Below are 15,221 nucleotides of genomic sequence, written 5' to 3'. Positions count from 1 at the left end.
CAAGGTGCGCTACGGCGCGACCACACTAGACTCGGCGGGCATGAGCACAGAGGAGAACGAGGCCGCGTCCCTGCTGAGCACGGTCCGGGCCCCGGGTGATCTTCGGAAACTTACCGCCGAGCAGCTCGACGTGCTCGCCGCGGAGATCCGCGACTTCCTCATCGCGAAGGTCTCGCGCACCGGCGGTCATTTGGGTCCTAACCTCGGCGTGGTCGAACTGACCCTCGCCCTGCACCGCGTCTTCGACTCGCCGAAGGACCGGATCCTGTTCGACACGGGCCACCAGGCGTACGTGCACAAGATCGTCACGGGCCGCCAGGACGGCTTCGACCTCCTGCGCCGCCGCGGCGGGCTCACGGGCTACCCGAGCCAGGCCGAGAGCGAGCACGACATCATCGAGAACTCGCACGCCTCCACCGCGCTGTCCTACGCCGACGGGCTGTCCAGGGCCTTCGCGCTGCGCGGCGAGCCCCGGCACGTGGTCGCCGTCGTCGGCGACGGCGCGCTGACCGGTGGCATGTGCTGGGAGGCGCTGAACAACATCGCCGCGGCCCGAAACCCGCTGGTCATCGTCGTCAACGACAACGGCCGCTCCTACTCCCCGACCATCGGCGGCCTCGCCGATCACCTGTCGAACCTGCGGCTCAACCCCGGCTACGAGAAGGTCCTCGACCTGGTCAAGGACAACCTGGGGCGCACCCCGCTGGTCGGGCCGCCGCTGTACGAGGTGCTGCACGCGGTCAAGAAGGGCATCAAGGACGCCATCGCGCCGCAGGCGATGTTCGAGGACCTCGGCATCAAGTACGTCGGGCCGGTCGACGGCCACGACCTGGAGGCCGTCGAGTCGGCGCTGCGCAAGGCGAAGAACTTCGGCGGCCCGGTGATCGTGCACGCGGTGACGCGCAAGGGCTTCGGCTACCGCCCCGCGGAGGAGGACGAGGCCGACTGCCTGCACGGCCCGGGCAGCGCCTTCGACATCGAGACCGGCAAGCTGCTGGCGCCGGCGTCGGTCAAGTGGACCGGCGTGTTCGCCGAGGAACTGGTCGCGATCGCCGACGAGCGCGCCGACATCGTCGGCATCACCGCCGCGATGGCCGAGCCGACCGGCATCGCCAAGCTCATGCGCAAGTATCCGGAACGCGCCTTCGACGTGGGCATCGCCGAGCAGCACGCCGCCACCGCCGCGGCCGGCCTGGCCATCGGCGGCCTGCACCCGGTCGTGGCCGTCTACGCGACCTTCCTCAACCGCGCCTTCGACCAGGTCCTGCTCGACGTGGCCATGCACAAGCTGCCGGTCACGTTCGTGCTCGACCGGGCCGGTATCACCGGCCCCGACGGCCCGTCGCACTACGGCATCTGGGACATGTCGGTCTTCGGCGTGGTGCCCGGCCTGCGCCTGGCCGCCCCCCGCGATGCGCAGACGGTCCGCGAGGAGCTGCGCGAGGCGGTCGGCATCGAGGACGGCCCGACGATCCTGCGCTTCCCGACCGGGTCGGTCCCGGCCGACCTGCCGGCCCTGCGCCGCGTCGGCGGGGTGGATGGCTTCGGCGGCGTCGACGTGCTCGCCGAGCACGCCCGTAAGGACGTGCTGCTGGTCAGCGTCGGCGCGTTCGCCCACATGGCGGTCGACGTGGCCGCGCGCCTGGCCGAGCAGGGCTACGGCGTGACGGTCGTCGACCCGCGCTGGGTGCGCCCGGTCCCGGTCGAGCTGGTCGCCCTGTCCCGCGAGCACCGCCTGGTCGTGACCCTCGAGGACGGCGTGCGCACCGGCGGCGTGGGCGACGCGATCGCGAAGTCCCTGCGCGACGCGGACGTGTGGGTGCCGCTGCGCGACTTGGGCGTCCCGCAGGGCTGGCACGCGCACGGCACCCGCAACGAGATCCTGGCCGACCTGGGCCTGACCGCCCAGGACGTGGCCCGGCAGGTCACCGAGTGGGTGAGCCGGATCGAGGAGCCCGCCCCGCTGCCGGCCGCCCCGGCCGTCCGCGACCGCGCCTCGCGCCGCTGATCCCCTTGCTCCGCGCCGTTGTCCTCCCGCGCTCCGCGCCGCTGACCGGCCGCTGAGCGTCTGCGCCCGGGCCGTCGCCATGTGCGGCGACCCGGGCGTCCGCGTCTTGCGAGCCGTCGTCCCGAGGCGTCCGGGCCTCTCCAGTGTCTGGATTTCGACCCGAATCTCACGGCCGTCCGCGATGACCAGGGCGCTACATGCGGATAAGTCGGATAAACCCGGACGCGGCCGCTTCTGGAGTTATCCATTGTCCGGGCGAACGGCCGCCGCGGGGACGGAAACCGCTGGGCGCGCGTGCGACTCTTCTCAGGCGAGGAGAGGGGGCCCGTGCCCGAAGCGATCATCGAACTCGACATCAGCACGCCCTGGGAGCCCGCGCCGCGGCCGGTCGTGCGGCGGCGCCGGCGGTGGTGGGGCTGGGGCGCGCTCGTGCTGGCCGTGGCCGTGAGCCTGCTGCCCGCGAGCGCCGCGCCGCGAGACCTCGCGCCGCTGTACAGCATCGACTCCCAGGTCGTGTCGCTGCAGGCCGCGGGCGGGCGGTTCGTCGTCGTGCGGTACCGGGCCGGCGGTGGGCAGCCCGTCATCGAGGCCATCGACGCGCGGCTCGGCACGGTGCTGTGGCAGCGGACCACTGAGGTTAACGAGTCGTTCGTCACGCTCACCGAGCGGATCGTGCTGTTGCGGTTCGATGGGGTGGACGAGGGCGGCAGACACGCCGGGCGGCTCGTCGCGCTGGACGCCGCCACGGGCGCGCCGCTGTGGGAGCAGCCGCGGGCCCGGTTCGCGGGGCTGGCCGGCGGCCTGGTGCACACCGAAGACCTGGCGTGGCCGGACGAGCCGCGGGGGTTCGACCCGGCGTACGGCGGCCCCGAGGACCCGTCGGTGGCGCAGGCGTCGCTGCCGCACCACGAGCGGTACATCGCGCTGGACCCCGAGACCGGCGCCGAGGCCTGGCGGGCCGAGTTCCCGCCGGGGACGGTGCCGAGCCCGTTCAACTCCGAATGCCCGTGGGTGACGCAGGTGAGCGACCTCGACGCCGAGGGGGTGCTGGGGGTGCGCGACCTGGCCACCGGAGCGGTCACCGGCACGTACCGACTGGACTGGTCCGGCCCGGTCGCCCGGCACCAGGCCGGCGCGTCCGGGCAGGAGGTGGTCTGGCGAGCCGGCGGGACGGGTACCGACATCTACGACCGCGCCTCCGGGCGGCTGCTGTGGCAATGGCCCGTAGCGGGCCGGGTCGTGCCGGCGTACGACGGGCCGTCCCCGTGTCTTGGCGACGGGTACTGCGTCTTCGGCGAGGACGGCATCGACGTGCTCGACGCGGCCACCGGAGCCGGGCTCTGGCGCGCCGAGGGCTACAGCTCGATACTCGGCGCCGTGCCCGGCCGGCTGCTGCTGCACCGGCCGCCCGCCGACGAGTCCAGGCCCGACGACATCGCGGCGTTCGACGCGCGCACCGGCGCGGTCGTTTGGCACCAACGGGACTGGCGCCTGACGCACGGCTGCGACAGGCGCATGGACAGCGCCCCCGGGTACTTCGTCTGGCGGTTGGTCAGCAACACCGACGCCGTGATCGGCCGGATCGACCCTGGCGACGGGACCGTCGAGGTGATCGGCCGGGCCGGCGACTTCTACGGCTCGCCGGTGTGCGCCGCCACCGCCGGGCGGCTGGCCTGCCTCGCCGTCGGCTTCCTCCACGTCTGGGCGCTGCCGTGACCGGCGTCGCGACCGGACCCGTGATCGACCTGGGCGTTGTCGAGCGCTGGGCGCCACCGGAGCCGCCACGGCCGCAGCGCCCGGGCAGGGCGGGGCGGCCGGGCCGGGGCGGCTGGGCCGGCCGGCGGCGCGGGTCCGCACTGCTGGCCGCCGCAGTGCTCGCTGTGCTGCTGCCGGCCGCGGACGCGCCGCCCGGCGGGCCGGTGTTCACGCTCCCCGGCCGGATGTTCGACGTCCACGTGACCGGCGACCGGCTGTACGTGACCCGGGCGGTGGAGGACGGCGCGCTCCGGGTGGAGGCGCGCACGCCCGGCGGCCGGCTGCTCTGGGGCGCACCGCTGGAGCCCAACCAGGCGTTCTCGTTCGCCACCGCGGATGTGGTGGTGCTGACCAACCGGTACCCCCAAGGGGCCTTCGCGCCCAGCCGGGTCGTGGTGCGCGACGCGCGCACGGGCGCCGAGCTGTGGCGGCGCGACGCGGCGGAGGACCGGGGAGCGGCCGGCGGCCGGATCATCCTGAAGGACCTGGCCGGCGAGGTCGGCGGGGCCGGCGGGGCCGGGGGCGGCGAGTCGCCGCCCGAGACCACGCTGGTCGCCGTCGACGAGCGCACCGGCGCGGCGGCGTGGACGGTGACCGCGCCGGCCGGGGCTCGGGTCGAGCTGCACGGGCTCGACGGCGACGAAGCCCGGCTGGAGTCGCTCACCCAGCTTGGCCCGGACGGCGTGCTGCGGACGCACGACCTGGCCACCGGTGCGGTCGTACGCCGGGAACGGCTGGAGCGGTCCGGCCCGGTGTTCGCGTACACGACCGGCGCCGCGCAGGTGGTCGTCGCCACGGCGGGCAGGCAGGCCATCGTCGGCGCCTACGAGCGGGGCACCGGGCGGCTGCTGTGGCAGGGTGACGTCGCGTTCTACACGCCCCTGTTCGCCTGCGCGCCCGAGCGTTGGTGCCGCGTCGACGGGGAAGGCATGCGGGCCTACGACGCGGGCACCGGCGAGCAGGTTTGGCGTGTCGCTGAGTACAACAGCGTCTTCGGGCTGGTCGGTGACATCGTCGTCCTTGGCGGGTTCGGCACGTCCGCGGCGCCGTCGCACGAGCCGGTGGTGCTCGCAGTCGACGCTCGCACCGGTGCGGTGCGGCACCGCCTCGACGGCTGGTACGCGGGCTCCGGCCGGACGGTCCTCATGACGTTGCCGGACCTCGGTCGCCGCGACGCGCTCGTCGGGGTCTATGACCCGGGCTCCGGCAGGGTAGCCGTGCTCGGACGCGTCGCCACGGGCCTCGGGACGAGGTGCGCCGCCGGGGCGGGCGTCGTCGCCTGTACCGCCGGCGGCACCCTGACTGTGTGGAGGTGGCCGTGACCGGGTCCGAGCCGGTCGTCATCGACCTCGGCGCGGCCGAGCCGTGGGCGCCGCCGGACACGCTGCGGCCGCGGCGCCGCGCGAGTGCGGGGACGCGCCTGGCCGCGCTGCTGCTCGTCGCCACGCTTGCCGCGGGGCTGCCGGTCGCCGACGCGGCCGTCTCCGGGCCGCTGCTGCACATCGGCGCCGGGGTCAGCGACGCGACGCTGGGCGATGGGCGGCTGTTCGTCACCCGGTCCCTCGGGGCGGGCGGCCACCGGCTCGACGCCTATGACGCGGCCGGGGGCGCCGTGCTGTGGAGTACCGAGCTGGACGACGGTCAGCAGCTCGCCTTCGCCGACGCGGGCGTGGTGGTGCTGAGTGAGTACAGCGCCAACGACCCAGCGCTCGCCACCGTGACGGTGCGCGACGCGCGCACCGGCGCCGAGCTGTGGCGCCGCGGCGGGGCGAGGGTGGTAGGTATGGTCGGCGGCCGGATCCTGACGTCGGATCTCAGCAAGGCCGAGCCGGAGCAGGGCGCGGAGAGGGTGCCGCCGGAGAGCCGGGTGCTCGCCGTCGACGCGCGCACCGGCGCGGTGGCGTGGACCCTCGTCGTGCCGGCCGGCTCGAACTCGTCCTACGGCCGCGACCCTCGCAATCCGTACGGCGTGAGCTCGCTCGCCGTGATGGACCCGGACGGCACGCTGCGCGTCTACGACCCGGCCGACGGGGCGGTTGAGCGCACCTACCGGATCGAGCGCTCCAGCAGCTCCGCACACTTCGTGCTCGGCGACGACGACGGCCTGTCCGCGCCCGGGGCGCGCGCCGGGCAGGTCGCGGTCGGTTTTCGGGATCTCCACCCGGCGCACCGCGACCGCCAGGCCAGCGAAGACGTGTACGACCTGGCCACCGGCCGGCTGCTGTGGCACCTGGACGTCTCCGAGCCGTCCGCCGTGCTGACCGGCTGCGCGCCGGGGCGCTGGTGCACCACCGACAGCCACGGGCTGGCGGCCTACGACCCGGCCACCGGCGAGCAGGTGTGGCGCGTCGAGGCCTACGACCTGATCTTCGGCGACGCCGGGGGCGACCTGGTGCTCGGCCGCCTCGGCGAGGAGGGGCGGCCGTTGCCGGACCTGCTGGTCGTCGATGGGCGCACCGGCACACCACGGCACCGCCTCGACGGCTGGCGCGCCATCCGGGCGCCCGGCGGGCGGGGCGTCGTGTGGCGGCGCGATGAGGGGCAGCGGGCCACCGTGGTCGGGCTGCTCGACCCGGCGTCCGGGCGGATCGCGGTCTTCGGCCGGGGCGATTCCTGGGCCGGGGAGCCGAGGTGCGTCACCGGCGGCGGCTTCGTCGCCTGCGGTGTGGTCGGAGACCTGACCGTCTGGAGGCTGCCGGTGACCGCGGGCGGTTAGCCCGGCCGTGCACCGGTACCGGCTGTCGTGCCTGGCCGCCGGCGACTCGGTACACCCGTGGAGGTTGTCGGGGTAGTTACATTGGCTCGAACGGTGCTTTCACGGGGACTTCACGTCCCCGGCACGAGACTGGCTCGGGCTGGCCTCGGGGCGCAACTCGGCTTAGGGGGTGAAGCGTGCGCGTGTTGGTGATCGAGGACGAGACGAACCTCGCCGACGCGATCGTTCGGGGACTGCGGCGGCAAGGCATGGCCGTCGACGTCGCCTACGACGGGACGCGCGGGCACGAGATGGCGATGGTCACCCGCTACGACGTCGTGGTGCTCGACCGGGACCTGCCCGGCATGCACGGTGACGAGATCTGCGCCGACCTGGTCGCCTCGGGCGCGCTGACCCGGGTGCTGATGCTGACCGCCAGCGGCAGCGTCGCCGACCGGGTCGAGGGGCTGCAGATCGGCGCCGACGACTACCTGCCGAAGCCGTTCGCGTTCGACGAACTCGTCGCCCGGGTGCAGGCACTGGGCCGGCGGGCCACCCCGGCCGCCCCGCCGGTGCTCACCATCGGCGACTTGGTGCTCGACCAGGCCAAGCGGGTCGCCACCCGCGGCGGGCAGCCGCTGGATCTGACCCGCAAGGAGTTCGGCCTGCTGGAGGAACTGCTCAAGGCCCGTGGCGCGGTGGTGTCCAGCGAGGAGCTGCTGGAACGGGTCTGGGACGCCAACGCCGACCCGTTCACCACCACCGTGCGGGTGACGATGATGACCCTGCGCAAGAAGCTCGGCGAGCCGGCGCTCATCGAAACAGTCGTCGGCGCCGGATACCGCACCAGAGCACCCCAGTGAGGCCCGAACCATGACCATCTACGACGCGCGCCGCGCCGCCGTGTTCCGCCCCACGCTGCGGCTGCGGCTCACGCTGCTCAACGGCATCCTGCTCGTCGGGGCCGGGCTGGTGCTGGTCGTGCTCGCCTACATCCTCGTCGACGGCGCGCTCAAGCCCGCCGACCAGCTGCAGCCCGGCACCCGGGTGGTGCTGGAGAACGGCACCGAGGTCGACGCGCACACCTGGCAGACCGAACTCGTCGACTCCGCGGAGTGGGAGCTGCTCACCCGCGGCAGCCTGGCGCTGCTGCTCATCGGCGCGGTCGGGGTCGCCGGCGCCTACATCGTGGCCGGGCGGGCGCTGCGGCCGCTGCAGAAGGTCACCAGCACCGCCCAGCGGCTGTCCGGCGAGTCGCTCGACGCCCGGATCAACTACGACGGCGCCGACGACGAGGTCTCGGAGCTGGCGAAGACCTTCGACGCGATGCTGGACCGGATCACGGCCGCGTTCGAGACGCAGAAGCGGTTCGTCGCCAACGCCTCGCACGAGCTGCGCACCCCGCTCGCGGTGATGCGCACCGAGGTCGACGTGACCCTCGACGACCCCGAGGCCGACGTCGCGGAGTACCGGCGGATGGCGACCGTGGTCCGCGACGCCTCCATGCGCGCCAACGCGCTCGTGGAGTCGCTGCTGCTGCTCGCCCGCACGGAGGCGCAGGCCGGCCGGCGCCTCGGCCGCAAGGTGAGCACCGACTTGGCCACCGGGGTCGCCGTGGCGCTGTCGGCGATGGGCAAGGAGATCCAGCGGCTCAGCCTCGACGTCAGCACCGAGCTGACCCCGGCCAACGTGGTCGGCGACCCAGGCCTGCTGGAGCGGCTGGCCGGCAACCTCATCGAGAACGCGGTCCGGTACAACCACCTCGCCGGGCGCATCTGGGTGCGCACCGGCACCGACGAGACCCTCGCCTGGCTCGTCGTGGGCAACACCGGCTTCGAGGTCGAGCCGGCCGACCTGCCGGCGCTGTTCGAGCCGTTCCGCCGCGGCGGGCGGGAGCGCACCGGGGCTCGCGGCACCGGGCTCGGCCTGTCGATCGTGCGGGCGGTCTGCGAGGCGCACGGCGGCGGGGTCAGCGCGATCGCGCTGAAAGGCGGCGGCCTGGAGGTCACCGTGTCGCTGCCCGCCGCCGCGGTCACCCCGGTCCTCAGCGGCACGGCGACGGTGCGGCCCGCGGCCCGATAGATGTGATCGCGGGCTATCTCCTCCTGCGGAGCCGGTCGGTTCAGAGCCGGTCGAAGTAGTCGCGGGCGGCCGCGACGCCGCCGGCGCCGAGGGCGACCATAAGGGCGGCGCGGGCCTTGGCGGGCGCGAGGCCGCGGGCGCCGATCGCGCCGACCTTGCCGGCCAGGGCGGTGCCGAGCGGCAGCGCGTCGAGGGCGACCGGGCGGGTGCGGCACCGGGAGGCGACGACCACCGGGATGTCCCACTCGGTGAGGTCGCTGATGGTGGCCAGTAGCGAGGCCGGCACGTTGAACATGCCGGTGCCCTCCAGCACCACGCCGCGCGCCCCGGCGTCGACCACGGCGGTGAGCAGCGCCCCGTCGATGCCCGGGTACGTCTTGATCAGGGCGACGTCGGTCTCCGGGTCGCCGCGCGGGTCGGGCGGGCGTGGCGGCGGGGCGGCGAGCAGCTCGACCCCCTCGCCGGGCTTGCCGCCGGTCACGCGGCCGAGCAGCGGGTGCGGCGCGGAGGAGAACGCGGCCACGCCGGCGGCGTCGGCCAGGGTGACCCAGCGAGCCGCGTGCAGCTCGTCGTTGAGGCAGGCGACCGCCCCGGCCCCGGCGAGCGCGGAGTCGGCGGCGGCGGCGATCGCCGCGGCGAGGTTGCGCGGCCCGTCGCTGGAGAGCTCGTCGAGTGCCCGGGTCGCGCCGGTCAGCACGATCGTGCCCCGTGCGGCGGCCGGCCCGGCGAGCAGGTCGGCGAGGTACGCGGTCTCCTCCAGGGTGTCGGTGCCGTGCGTGATGACGACGCCGTCGAAGCCGTCCTCGGCGATCGCGGCGCGGGCCCGGCGCGCGAGGGCGAGCATCGTGCCCGGGGTCATGTCCCAGCCGGGCTCGGCGAGGACGTCCTCGACGGCGACGTCCGCGGCGAGCCGGTCGGCCGGGATCGTGGCGAGCAGCTCGGCGCCGGTGGCGACGGACTCGTGCCCGTACGCGATGGTGTCCTTGGTGGCCAGCAGCAGCACGCGCCGGGTCATGCGGTGTCCTGCCGGTTCTGCCGTTCCAGGCGCTCGATGCGCTCCGTCAGCGTGGCCAGCGCCGCCATGACCGGGTCGGTGGCGGGCGGGGCGGCCTGGGCGGCGGCCTGGGTGGCCCGCAGGTGCACGTATCCGGCCAGGGCGGCGGCGACCGCCCGGCGGGTCAGGCGCAGCTCGGCGCCGAGCGAGCGCAGCAGCTGGCCGCCCGTGCCGTCGGGCTCGGCGATGAGCCCGAGCAGCAGGTGCTCGCAGCCGACGTAGTTGTGCCCGAGCGCGGTCGCCTCGGTGACGGCCAGCTCGAGGGCGCCGGCGGCCGGGGCGCTGAAGTGCCGCGCGGCACCGTCGCCGCCGGCCTCGGCGAGCGGCCGGGCGGCGAGCTCGCGCACGACCCGGTCCGGCTCGATCTCGATCGCCCGCAGCACGTGCAGGGCCAGGTTGTCGCCCTCGGCGACGAGGCCGCCGAGCACGTGCCCGGTGCCGACCGCGGCGTCGCCGGTCGCGCTAGCTGGGTCGGCTGGGTCGGCGGATCGATCGGCGGCCAGGCGCAGCGCGGTGCGCGCACGCGCGGTGAAGCTGGGCAGCCGCGCGGCGAGGGCGGCGTCGTCGAGGTCGCCGAGGACGGTCTCGCGGATCGCGGTGATGCGCCGCACCGCCTGCTCCAGGGCACGCTGGCAGACGGCGGAAACGGGCACGCCGGCCTCGCGAACGGCCTCGGCCAGCTCGTCGGGAAGGTACACGTTGATTTTCGGCATACCCCCTGTATACCCCCACTAGGGTTACATGTCTAGCCGGTGGGGGTGCCGTGGGCGCGCATGAACGGCAGCGGGTCGATCGCGCTGTGCTGTCTCATCGAAAGTGCGGCCGGATTGTTCGCAGCGGTGCTGTCGTTGCGCTTTAGGATCGGGGCGTGCGCGGGTGGTTGCGGGTTGGCGCCTGCCAGACGCCGGAGTTCCTCGGCGACATCGAACGAGCACTGTTGTGTATCGAGGGCTTCGCAGCGCAAGCCGACGCACAAGACGTGGATCTGTTGTTGTTCCCGGAGTGCTTCCTGCAGGGCTATCTTGTGGAGGAGCAGCATGTGCGCGAGCATGCGCTCAGCCTCGACTCTGCCCGGTTCGCCGTGGTGTTGCAGAGGCTGGCACGGATCGGGCAGACACTCGTGTTCGGCGTCATCGAACAGGCTGATGGCAGGTACTTCAACACGGCTGTCGTCGTCGCGCAGGGCGAACTGGTGGGGGCTTATCGCAAGACCCACCTCGTGCCCGGCGAGTTCCTGTTTGAGAAGGGCGATGCCTTCCCGACCTTCGTACTGCGCGGTGTCAGGTTCGGCATCAACATCTGTTACGACACGCAATTCGGCGAAGCCGCGGCGCCAATCGTGACCCAGGGGGCACGGCTGCTCCTCGTGCCAGCCCAGAACATGATGCGTCACGCTGCCGCGCTGCATTGGAAGGATCTGCACCACGCCATCCGCGCTGAACGTGTCCGGGAAACCGGTATGTGGCTGGTGTCGGCTGACGTTACCGGTGAACGCGACGAGTTCCGCATCGGTTGGGGTCCAACCAGCGTGATCAGCCCGCGCGCCGAGGTCGTGGCGCAGGTGCCCTTGATGACGACGGGTATGGTCGTCGCCGACATCCGCTGACCTTGAAAGTGCCGTCACGCCGACGACAGGCTGCATCACCGATCAGTTCGATGGCGAACAGATTCAGGTCGGTGTTGGCTGGGTCGTGGTAGGCCAGCGGGAGGCGGCGCGGAACCGGCCGCGGTCGGCGCCTGTGTTGACGCTCCCGCAAGACTGGATCTGACCCACTTTCCGTGATGTCGCAAAGGCTACGGCAGGTTCTGGCAAGCGTGTGTTGATAGGCCAGCGTCAGTGCGCCTGTTCATAGGTCGGGTCTGGCCTGGGAACGATCCGTCCTAGTCGGCGAAGTGGAGACAAGATCATCAATATGGGAGACATCAATAGGCCGCTAGCTGAGATGAGCAGAGCGGCGCGAAGCCCGTGGTGGTCGGCCAGGAGGCCGCCGATCAGGGCCCCGAGCGGACTCATGCCCATGCCGGCGAAGCTGATTGTTGCGGCGACGCGACCCTGCAGGAAGCCGGGGGTGACAGCTTGTCGGACGGCGATGATGCTGACGTTGATCAGTTGTCCGCATGCGCCGAACGTGAAGTTGATCGCGATGAGTGCGCAGATGGTGGTCAGCGAGTTGCCGCGCAGCGCGGACAGGAACAGCATGATGCCGTTTCCGACCACGGCAGCGGCTATGAGGACTGGACCGTAGCCTAGGCGGCTGGGTAGGCGTGCGGCGAGCAGCGCGCCTAGCAGAGCGCCGGGTCCTGCGGCCGCTAGCGCTAATCCGATGACGGCAGCGGACAGGTGTAGTTCTCGTGGGAGAAAGAGCAGGTAGGCGGTCGTCGTGGCGGCCAGGGACAGCTGGAACGCTGCCGAGGCGAGGCTCACCGTGCGCAGGATTTTGTTGCCGGTAACGAAGCGGATGCCCTCGCGCATGTTCTGCCGCATCTTGCGTGGACCGTTCGGATGCTGCGGGATCGTCTCGCGGTGGCGGATGTGAGCGATGGCTAGGAACGAAGCGCTAAAGAACAGTGCGCTGGACACGATGGCCAGCGGTGCTGACAGCAGCGCCGCCAACGCCCCTCCCAGGGCAGGACCTGTCATTTGGGAGGCGGACCGGCTCGCTTCGATCGCGCTGTTGCCGTGCAGGAGCTGATCGCGCTTCAACAGGCGTACCAGTGACACCTGATAAGCCGTATTGAACAATACTGACAGGACGCCGACGGTCAAGGCGCAGGCCAGCAGCATCGGCAGCCTGAGAAGCCCGGCCAGGGCGCAAGCGGCGACTGCGCTGAATATCAAGGCACGGCCGAGGTCCGACAGCGCCATGACGGTGCGGGTTTGCCATCTGTCCACCCACACGCCGGCGAAGAGCGTGAGCAGCAGTTGTGGTGCTTGCTCGACGGCACGCAGGGCGCCGAGTTGGCCAGGGTCGACGTCCAGCGTCAAGACAGCGATCAGCGGCAGAATAATGAAGCCGGATTGTTCACCCAGCTGTGAGGCTGTCTGCCCTGCCCAAAGACTGCGGAAACTCGAGTTGCGCCACAGGCTAGGTGGGCTGTCGGGCCGAGCAGAATCGGAGAAGGCGGAGGAGTTGGACGGCACAGGGGTATCCCTTGAGAGGCGTTGGGCAAGGTCCACCTACCGTCGTGCATGAATGCACTGACGGTGGTAGGTAGGAAGGCTCGCTATGCCGCGCTTATCAAGGGCAGCACGCGATGACAGGCCGATCACGGCCTACGATGTCAACGCGCGCTCGAACGACCGACCATGCCTCAGCTCCTCACGGGATCACTTACGGTCCTCACCCTAGCTAAAGATCCTCACTCGGGTAACAAGGTTTTGCTGGGCCACTTCAGTACCGGACGCTCCCGGAGCCTCACTGGCCCCTCGGTGTCAGTGATTGCATGAGAGGCATATCGACCTGATCAAGTGAGAAGGATTCGTTTGCGGAGTAGGTCGAGGTTGACGCGGCCGTACATCTGTCTCTTGATCATCTTGATGCGGTTGACGTGTCCTTCGACCACGCCTGAGCTGTAGGTCAGGGTCAGTCCGTTGACGACGGCGTCGTGGTCACGGCGCAGGCCGGCGGTGAAGGATCGCAGGTCGGGCTGGTCGTCGGCTTCGACCGTGGTGATCCAGTCGTTGAGTCGCTGTCCTTGTCGGGCGGTCAGGATCTCGGCGAAGGCCGAGATGTGGTGGCCAGGGCGTCGAGGTGCGGGCAGGCGGCACGCGCTTGGGCGAGTTGGTCGCGGTCGTCGTCGGTGAGCCGGTCTGGGTGGGTGAGCAGCCAGCTGGTGAGCTGGCGAGGTTTCGGTGGCCGTCGTGGTGCCGGTGGTCGGCCGGCAGCGGCCCGCAGCGGACGTAGTTAGGTGCGCAGGGTGGTAGTGCTGCCGCGGTAGCCGCGCTCGCGGAGCTCGGCGCACAACGTGACGGCGTTGGTGACGCCGCTGCCCAGCCAACGTTGCAACGTCTCCGCCCGCCGATCGGCAAGAACCTCGATCGGACGGTGGGTATCGACGTCGACCAGCACGGTCGCGTAGCGGTGCCCCGGCGCAACGTGAAGTCATCAACGCCCAGAACCGTCACCTCACCATCAGCGGGGTCCGGGAGCGCGCGGATCAGGCGCAGCATGCTGCTGCGGCTGGCCGCAAGACCCATCAGCATGGCCAGTCGGGCGCCGGCTCGCCCGGCAGGGCGAGCGCGATGATCTCGAGCGATCTGCGCATCAGCGGGCTGCGACGCGCCCATTTGCTGGTCAGTCCCGGAATCTGTTCTGCGAAGGTCCGGGCCGGGCAGAGATCTACGTCGCAGAAGAACCGGCGAACCCGCAACCGCAACTCCACCGGGGAGCCGGCCACCGCAGCATCGGTCAAGCGACGCTCGTATCGGCTATGCACCCTGCTCGACCGGCGGCTACACCGCGGACACGCGGCCCGGCGAGACCTCGCTCGCACGTGTAATCGCAGCCCAGATGCCACGCGTTCGACCTTCTCAACGACCACAGCTGCCAGGTGAGGCAGAACCACAGCAAGATCAGAAACTCGCATGGCGGCCGACCATACACAGTGGATTTTTGGAAGCCGGGGGTTAGTCTCTGATCACGAAAAGAGGGTCAGATCCAAGTCGACGAGAGCGTTGACAGCCTGAGCCGGACATCGCGAACGGGCCTCCAGCGGTAACCGCATCTACGACGAGCAGACCGCGGTGCGGGTCCGCATCCGCCACCTGCTGGCCGCCGGACTGACCCTGGACGACGTGCGCGTGTTCCTGCCATGCCTGCCACACCGGCGCCCGCGACCGGCTGGAAACCGCACTTCACGACAAGACCGTCGATCGCATCCGCCCGGTGGCCTGACCATCTGCCTGGGACCACATCATGTCGAATGATCATGACGCCAAGCTGGCACTCGACACATAGCTCGAGACGATCCCGACGCTCCGAACCCCGACGTTCGGCATGAGCATGCTGGGCTTCGACAGCAATAGCGAGACCAAGTCGTCAAGGATTCTCAGTTACGTTGGCGGATTCGGTCCCCGTCCACTGACGGCGACGGACGAAATCGGTTCGGCCGGATGCCACAGCCGGACCCATGCAAAGATTACTCTTCCGCGTTGCCGTGACCGTGAGTCACGAGATCGGCCGCACCGGGAGCAAATCGCTTGGACCCCGGTGCACTGGATCGCGGGCATGTGCGTGCACCATCTGACATTATGGACTGCCGTTCGGGGCGGCGGTTTCGGTCGGGGGGAGTTGCCCCCTGATCTTGGACACTTGAACCTGGGATGTTGATGGTCCCGGGAGATCAGGAGTCCTGGAACACGATGGTGAACAAGCACTACCCGCCCGATTTCAAGGCCGACGCGGTGGCGTTGTACCGGTCTCGGCCGGGAGCGACGATCGCGCGGATCGCCGACGATCTGGGCGTCAATCGGGAGACGTTGCGTAGCTGGGTTCGGGCCGATGACCAGCGGCGGGCTGGCGGTGCGATGGTTTCGGCGAGGCCGCAGCCGGCCGGTTCGGTCGAGGAGGAGAACGCGCAGCTGCGGCGGCGGGTCCGTGAGCTGGAGGAGGAACGCGACATCCTGC

Annotated in this window: 14 protein-coding genes; 8 read left to right on the top strand and 6 right to left on the bottom strand. The window is 71.3% G+C overall.

Features of this window, described 5'->3' with window-relative positions:
- Positions 1–40: 40 nt before the first annotated feature.
- From dxs to AB0367_RS10950, 6 genes are all read left to right on the top strand, one after another.
- Positions 41–2,008, top strand: coding sequence for a 1-deoxy-D-xylulose-5-phosphate synthase (gene dxs, locus AB0367_RS10975; RefSeq protein WP_366226064.1), 1,968 nt, complete (start codon positions 41–43; stop codon positions 2,006–2,008).
- A gap of 327 nt (positions 2,009–2,335) precedes the next feature.
- Positions 2,336–3,724, top strand: coding sequence for a PQQ-binding-like beta-propeller repeat protein (locus tag AB0367_RS10970; RefSeq protein WP_366226063.1), 1,389 nt, complete (start codon positions 2,336–2,338; stop codon positions 3,722–3,724).
- Positions 3,721–5,085: a PQQ-binding-like beta-propeller repeat protein gene (locus tag AB0367_RS10965; protein ID WP_366226062.1), complete on the top strand. Its 1,365-nt coding sequence runs from the start codon at positions 3,721–3,723 to the stop codon at positions 5,083–5,085. The genes AB0367_RS10970 and AB0367_RS10965 overlap by 4 nt, the downstream gene beginning before the upstream one ends.
- Positions 5,082–6,479 carry a PQQ-binding-like beta-propeller repeat protein gene (locus AB0367_RS10960; RefSeq protein ID WP_366226061.1) on the top strand — a complete coding sequence of 466 codons (1,398 nt, stop codon included), beginning with the start codon at positions 5,082–5,084 and terminating at the stop codon, positions 6,477–6,479. Before AB0367_RS10965 ends, AB0367_RS10960 begins: the two co-directional genes overlap by 4 nt.
- 176 nt (positions 6,480–6,655) lie before the next feature.
- On the top strand, positions 6,656–7,321 hold the full coding sequence (locus AB0367_RS10955) for a response regulator transcription factor (protein ID WP_366226060.1): 666 nt from the start codon (positions 6,656–6,658) through the stop codon (positions 7,319–7,321).
- Between the two features lie 10 nt (positions 7,322–7,331).
- Complete coding sequence (locus AB0367_RS10950; protein WP_366226059.1) at positions 7,332–8,540, top strand: HAMP domain-containing sensor histidine kinase; 1,209 nt, start codon at positions 7,332–7,334, stop codon at positions 8,538–8,540.
- A gap of 40 nt (positions 8,541–8,580) precedes the next feature.
- On the opposite strand, the gene AB0367_RS10945 is transcribed toward AB0367_RS10950, so the two are convergent.
- Positions 8,581–9,555: an asparaginase domain-containing protein gene (locus AB0367_RS10945; RefSeq protein WP_366226058.1), complete on the bottom strand. Its 975-nt coding sequence runs from the start codon at positions 9,553–9,555 to the stop codon at positions 8,581–8,583.
- On the bottom strand, positions 9,552–10,307 hold the full coding sequence (locus AB0367_RS10940; protein ID WP_366226057.1) for a Clp protease N-terminal domain-containing protein: 756 nt from the start codon (positions 10,305–10,307) through the stop codon (positions 9,552–9,554). The genes AB0367_RS10945 and AB0367_RS10940 overlap by 4 nt, the downstream gene beginning before the upstream one ends.
- Positions 10,308–10,462: 155 nt before the next feature.
- Here AB0367_RS10940 and AB0367_RS10935 point away from each other — a divergent pair, with 155 nt between their 5' ends.
- Positions 10,463–11,200 carry a carbon-nitrogen hydrolase family protein gene (locus AB0367_RS10935; protein ID WP_366226056.1) on the top strand — a complete coding sequence of 246 codons (738 nt, stop codon included), beginning with the start codon at positions 10,463–10,465 and terminating at the stop codon, positions 11,198–11,200.
- A 228-nt stretch (positions 11,201–11,428) separates the two neighbouring features.
- Here AB0367_RS10935 and AB0367_RS10930 read toward each other — a convergent pair whose 3' ends face one another.
- The 4 genes from AB0367_RS10930 to AB0367_RS10915 all read right to left on the bottom strand — a co-directional run bounded on the left by AB0367_RS10930 (position 11,429) and on the right by AB0367_RS10915 (position 14,181).
- Positions 11,429–12,736 (bottom strand): MFS transporter, encoded by a 1,308-nt coding sequence (locus tag AB0367_RS10930; RefSeq protein ID WP_366226055.1) that lies wholly within the window; start codon positions 12,734–12,736, stop codon positions 11,429–11,431.
- 323 nt (positions 12,737–13,059) lie between these two features.
- The gene (locus AB0367_RS10925) at positions 13,060–13,557 is read right to left on the bottom strand and encodes a transposase (RefSeq protein ID WP_366226054.1); all 498 of its coding nucleotides are present in this window, start codon (positions 13,555–13,557) and stop codon (positions 13,060–13,062) included.
- Complete coding sequence (locus AB0367_RS10920; RefSeq protein ID WP_366226053.1) at positions 13,500–13,664, bottom strand: hypothetical protein; 165 nt, start codon at positions 13,662–13,664, stop codon at positions 13,500–13,502. The genes AB0367_RS10925 and AB0367_RS10920 overlap by 58 nt, the downstream gene beginning before the upstream one ends.
- Positions 13,665–13,791: 127 nt before the next feature.
- The gene (locus AB0367_RS10915; RefSeq protein ID WP_366226052.1) at positions 13,792–14,181 is read right to left on the bottom strand and encodes a transposase family protein; all 390 of its coding nucleotides are present in this window, start codon (positions 14,179–14,181) and stop codon (positions 13,792–13,794) included.
- Between the two features lie 775 nt (positions 14,182–14,956).
- Between AB0367_RS10915 and AB0367_RS10910 the strand changes: the two genes are divergently transcribed.
- The coding region (locus tag AB0367_RS10910) for a transposase (protein ID WP_366226408.1) at positions 14,957–15,221 on the top strand (265 nt) is incomplete at its 3' end.

This window comes from Dactylosporangium sp. NPDC051484, assembly GCF_040689395.1.
GTDB lineage: Bacteria > Actinomycetota > Actinomycetes > Mycobacteriales > Micromonosporaceae > Dactylosporangium.
The sequence above is the reverse complement of the archived record's forward strand: the minus strand, read 5'-3'. Positions and strand labels throughout refer to the sequence as shown.

Bases quoted from the DNA above. Each gene is read 5' to 3' on its own strand.
- AB0367_RS10940 (WP_366226057.1), bottom strand. From the start codon at position 10,307: ATGCCGAAAATCAACGTGTACCTTCCCGACGAGCTGGCCGAGGCCGTT.
- AB0367_RS10950 (WP_366226059.1), top strand. From the start codon at position 7,332: ATGACCATCTACGACGCGCGCCGCGCCGCCGTGTTCCGCCCCACGCTG.
- dxs (WP_366226064.1), top strand. From the start codon at position 41: ATGAGCACAGAGGAGAACGAGGCCGCGTCCCTGCTGAGCACGGTCCGG.
- AB0367_RS10915 (WP_366226052.1), bottom strand. From the start codon at position 14,181: ATGCGAGTTTCTGATCTTGCTGTGGTTCTGCCTCACCTGGCAGCTGTG.
- AB0367_RS10945 (WP_366226058.1), bottom strand. From the start codon at position 9,555: ATGACCCGGCGCGTGCTGCTGCTGGCCACCAAGGACACCATCGCGTAC.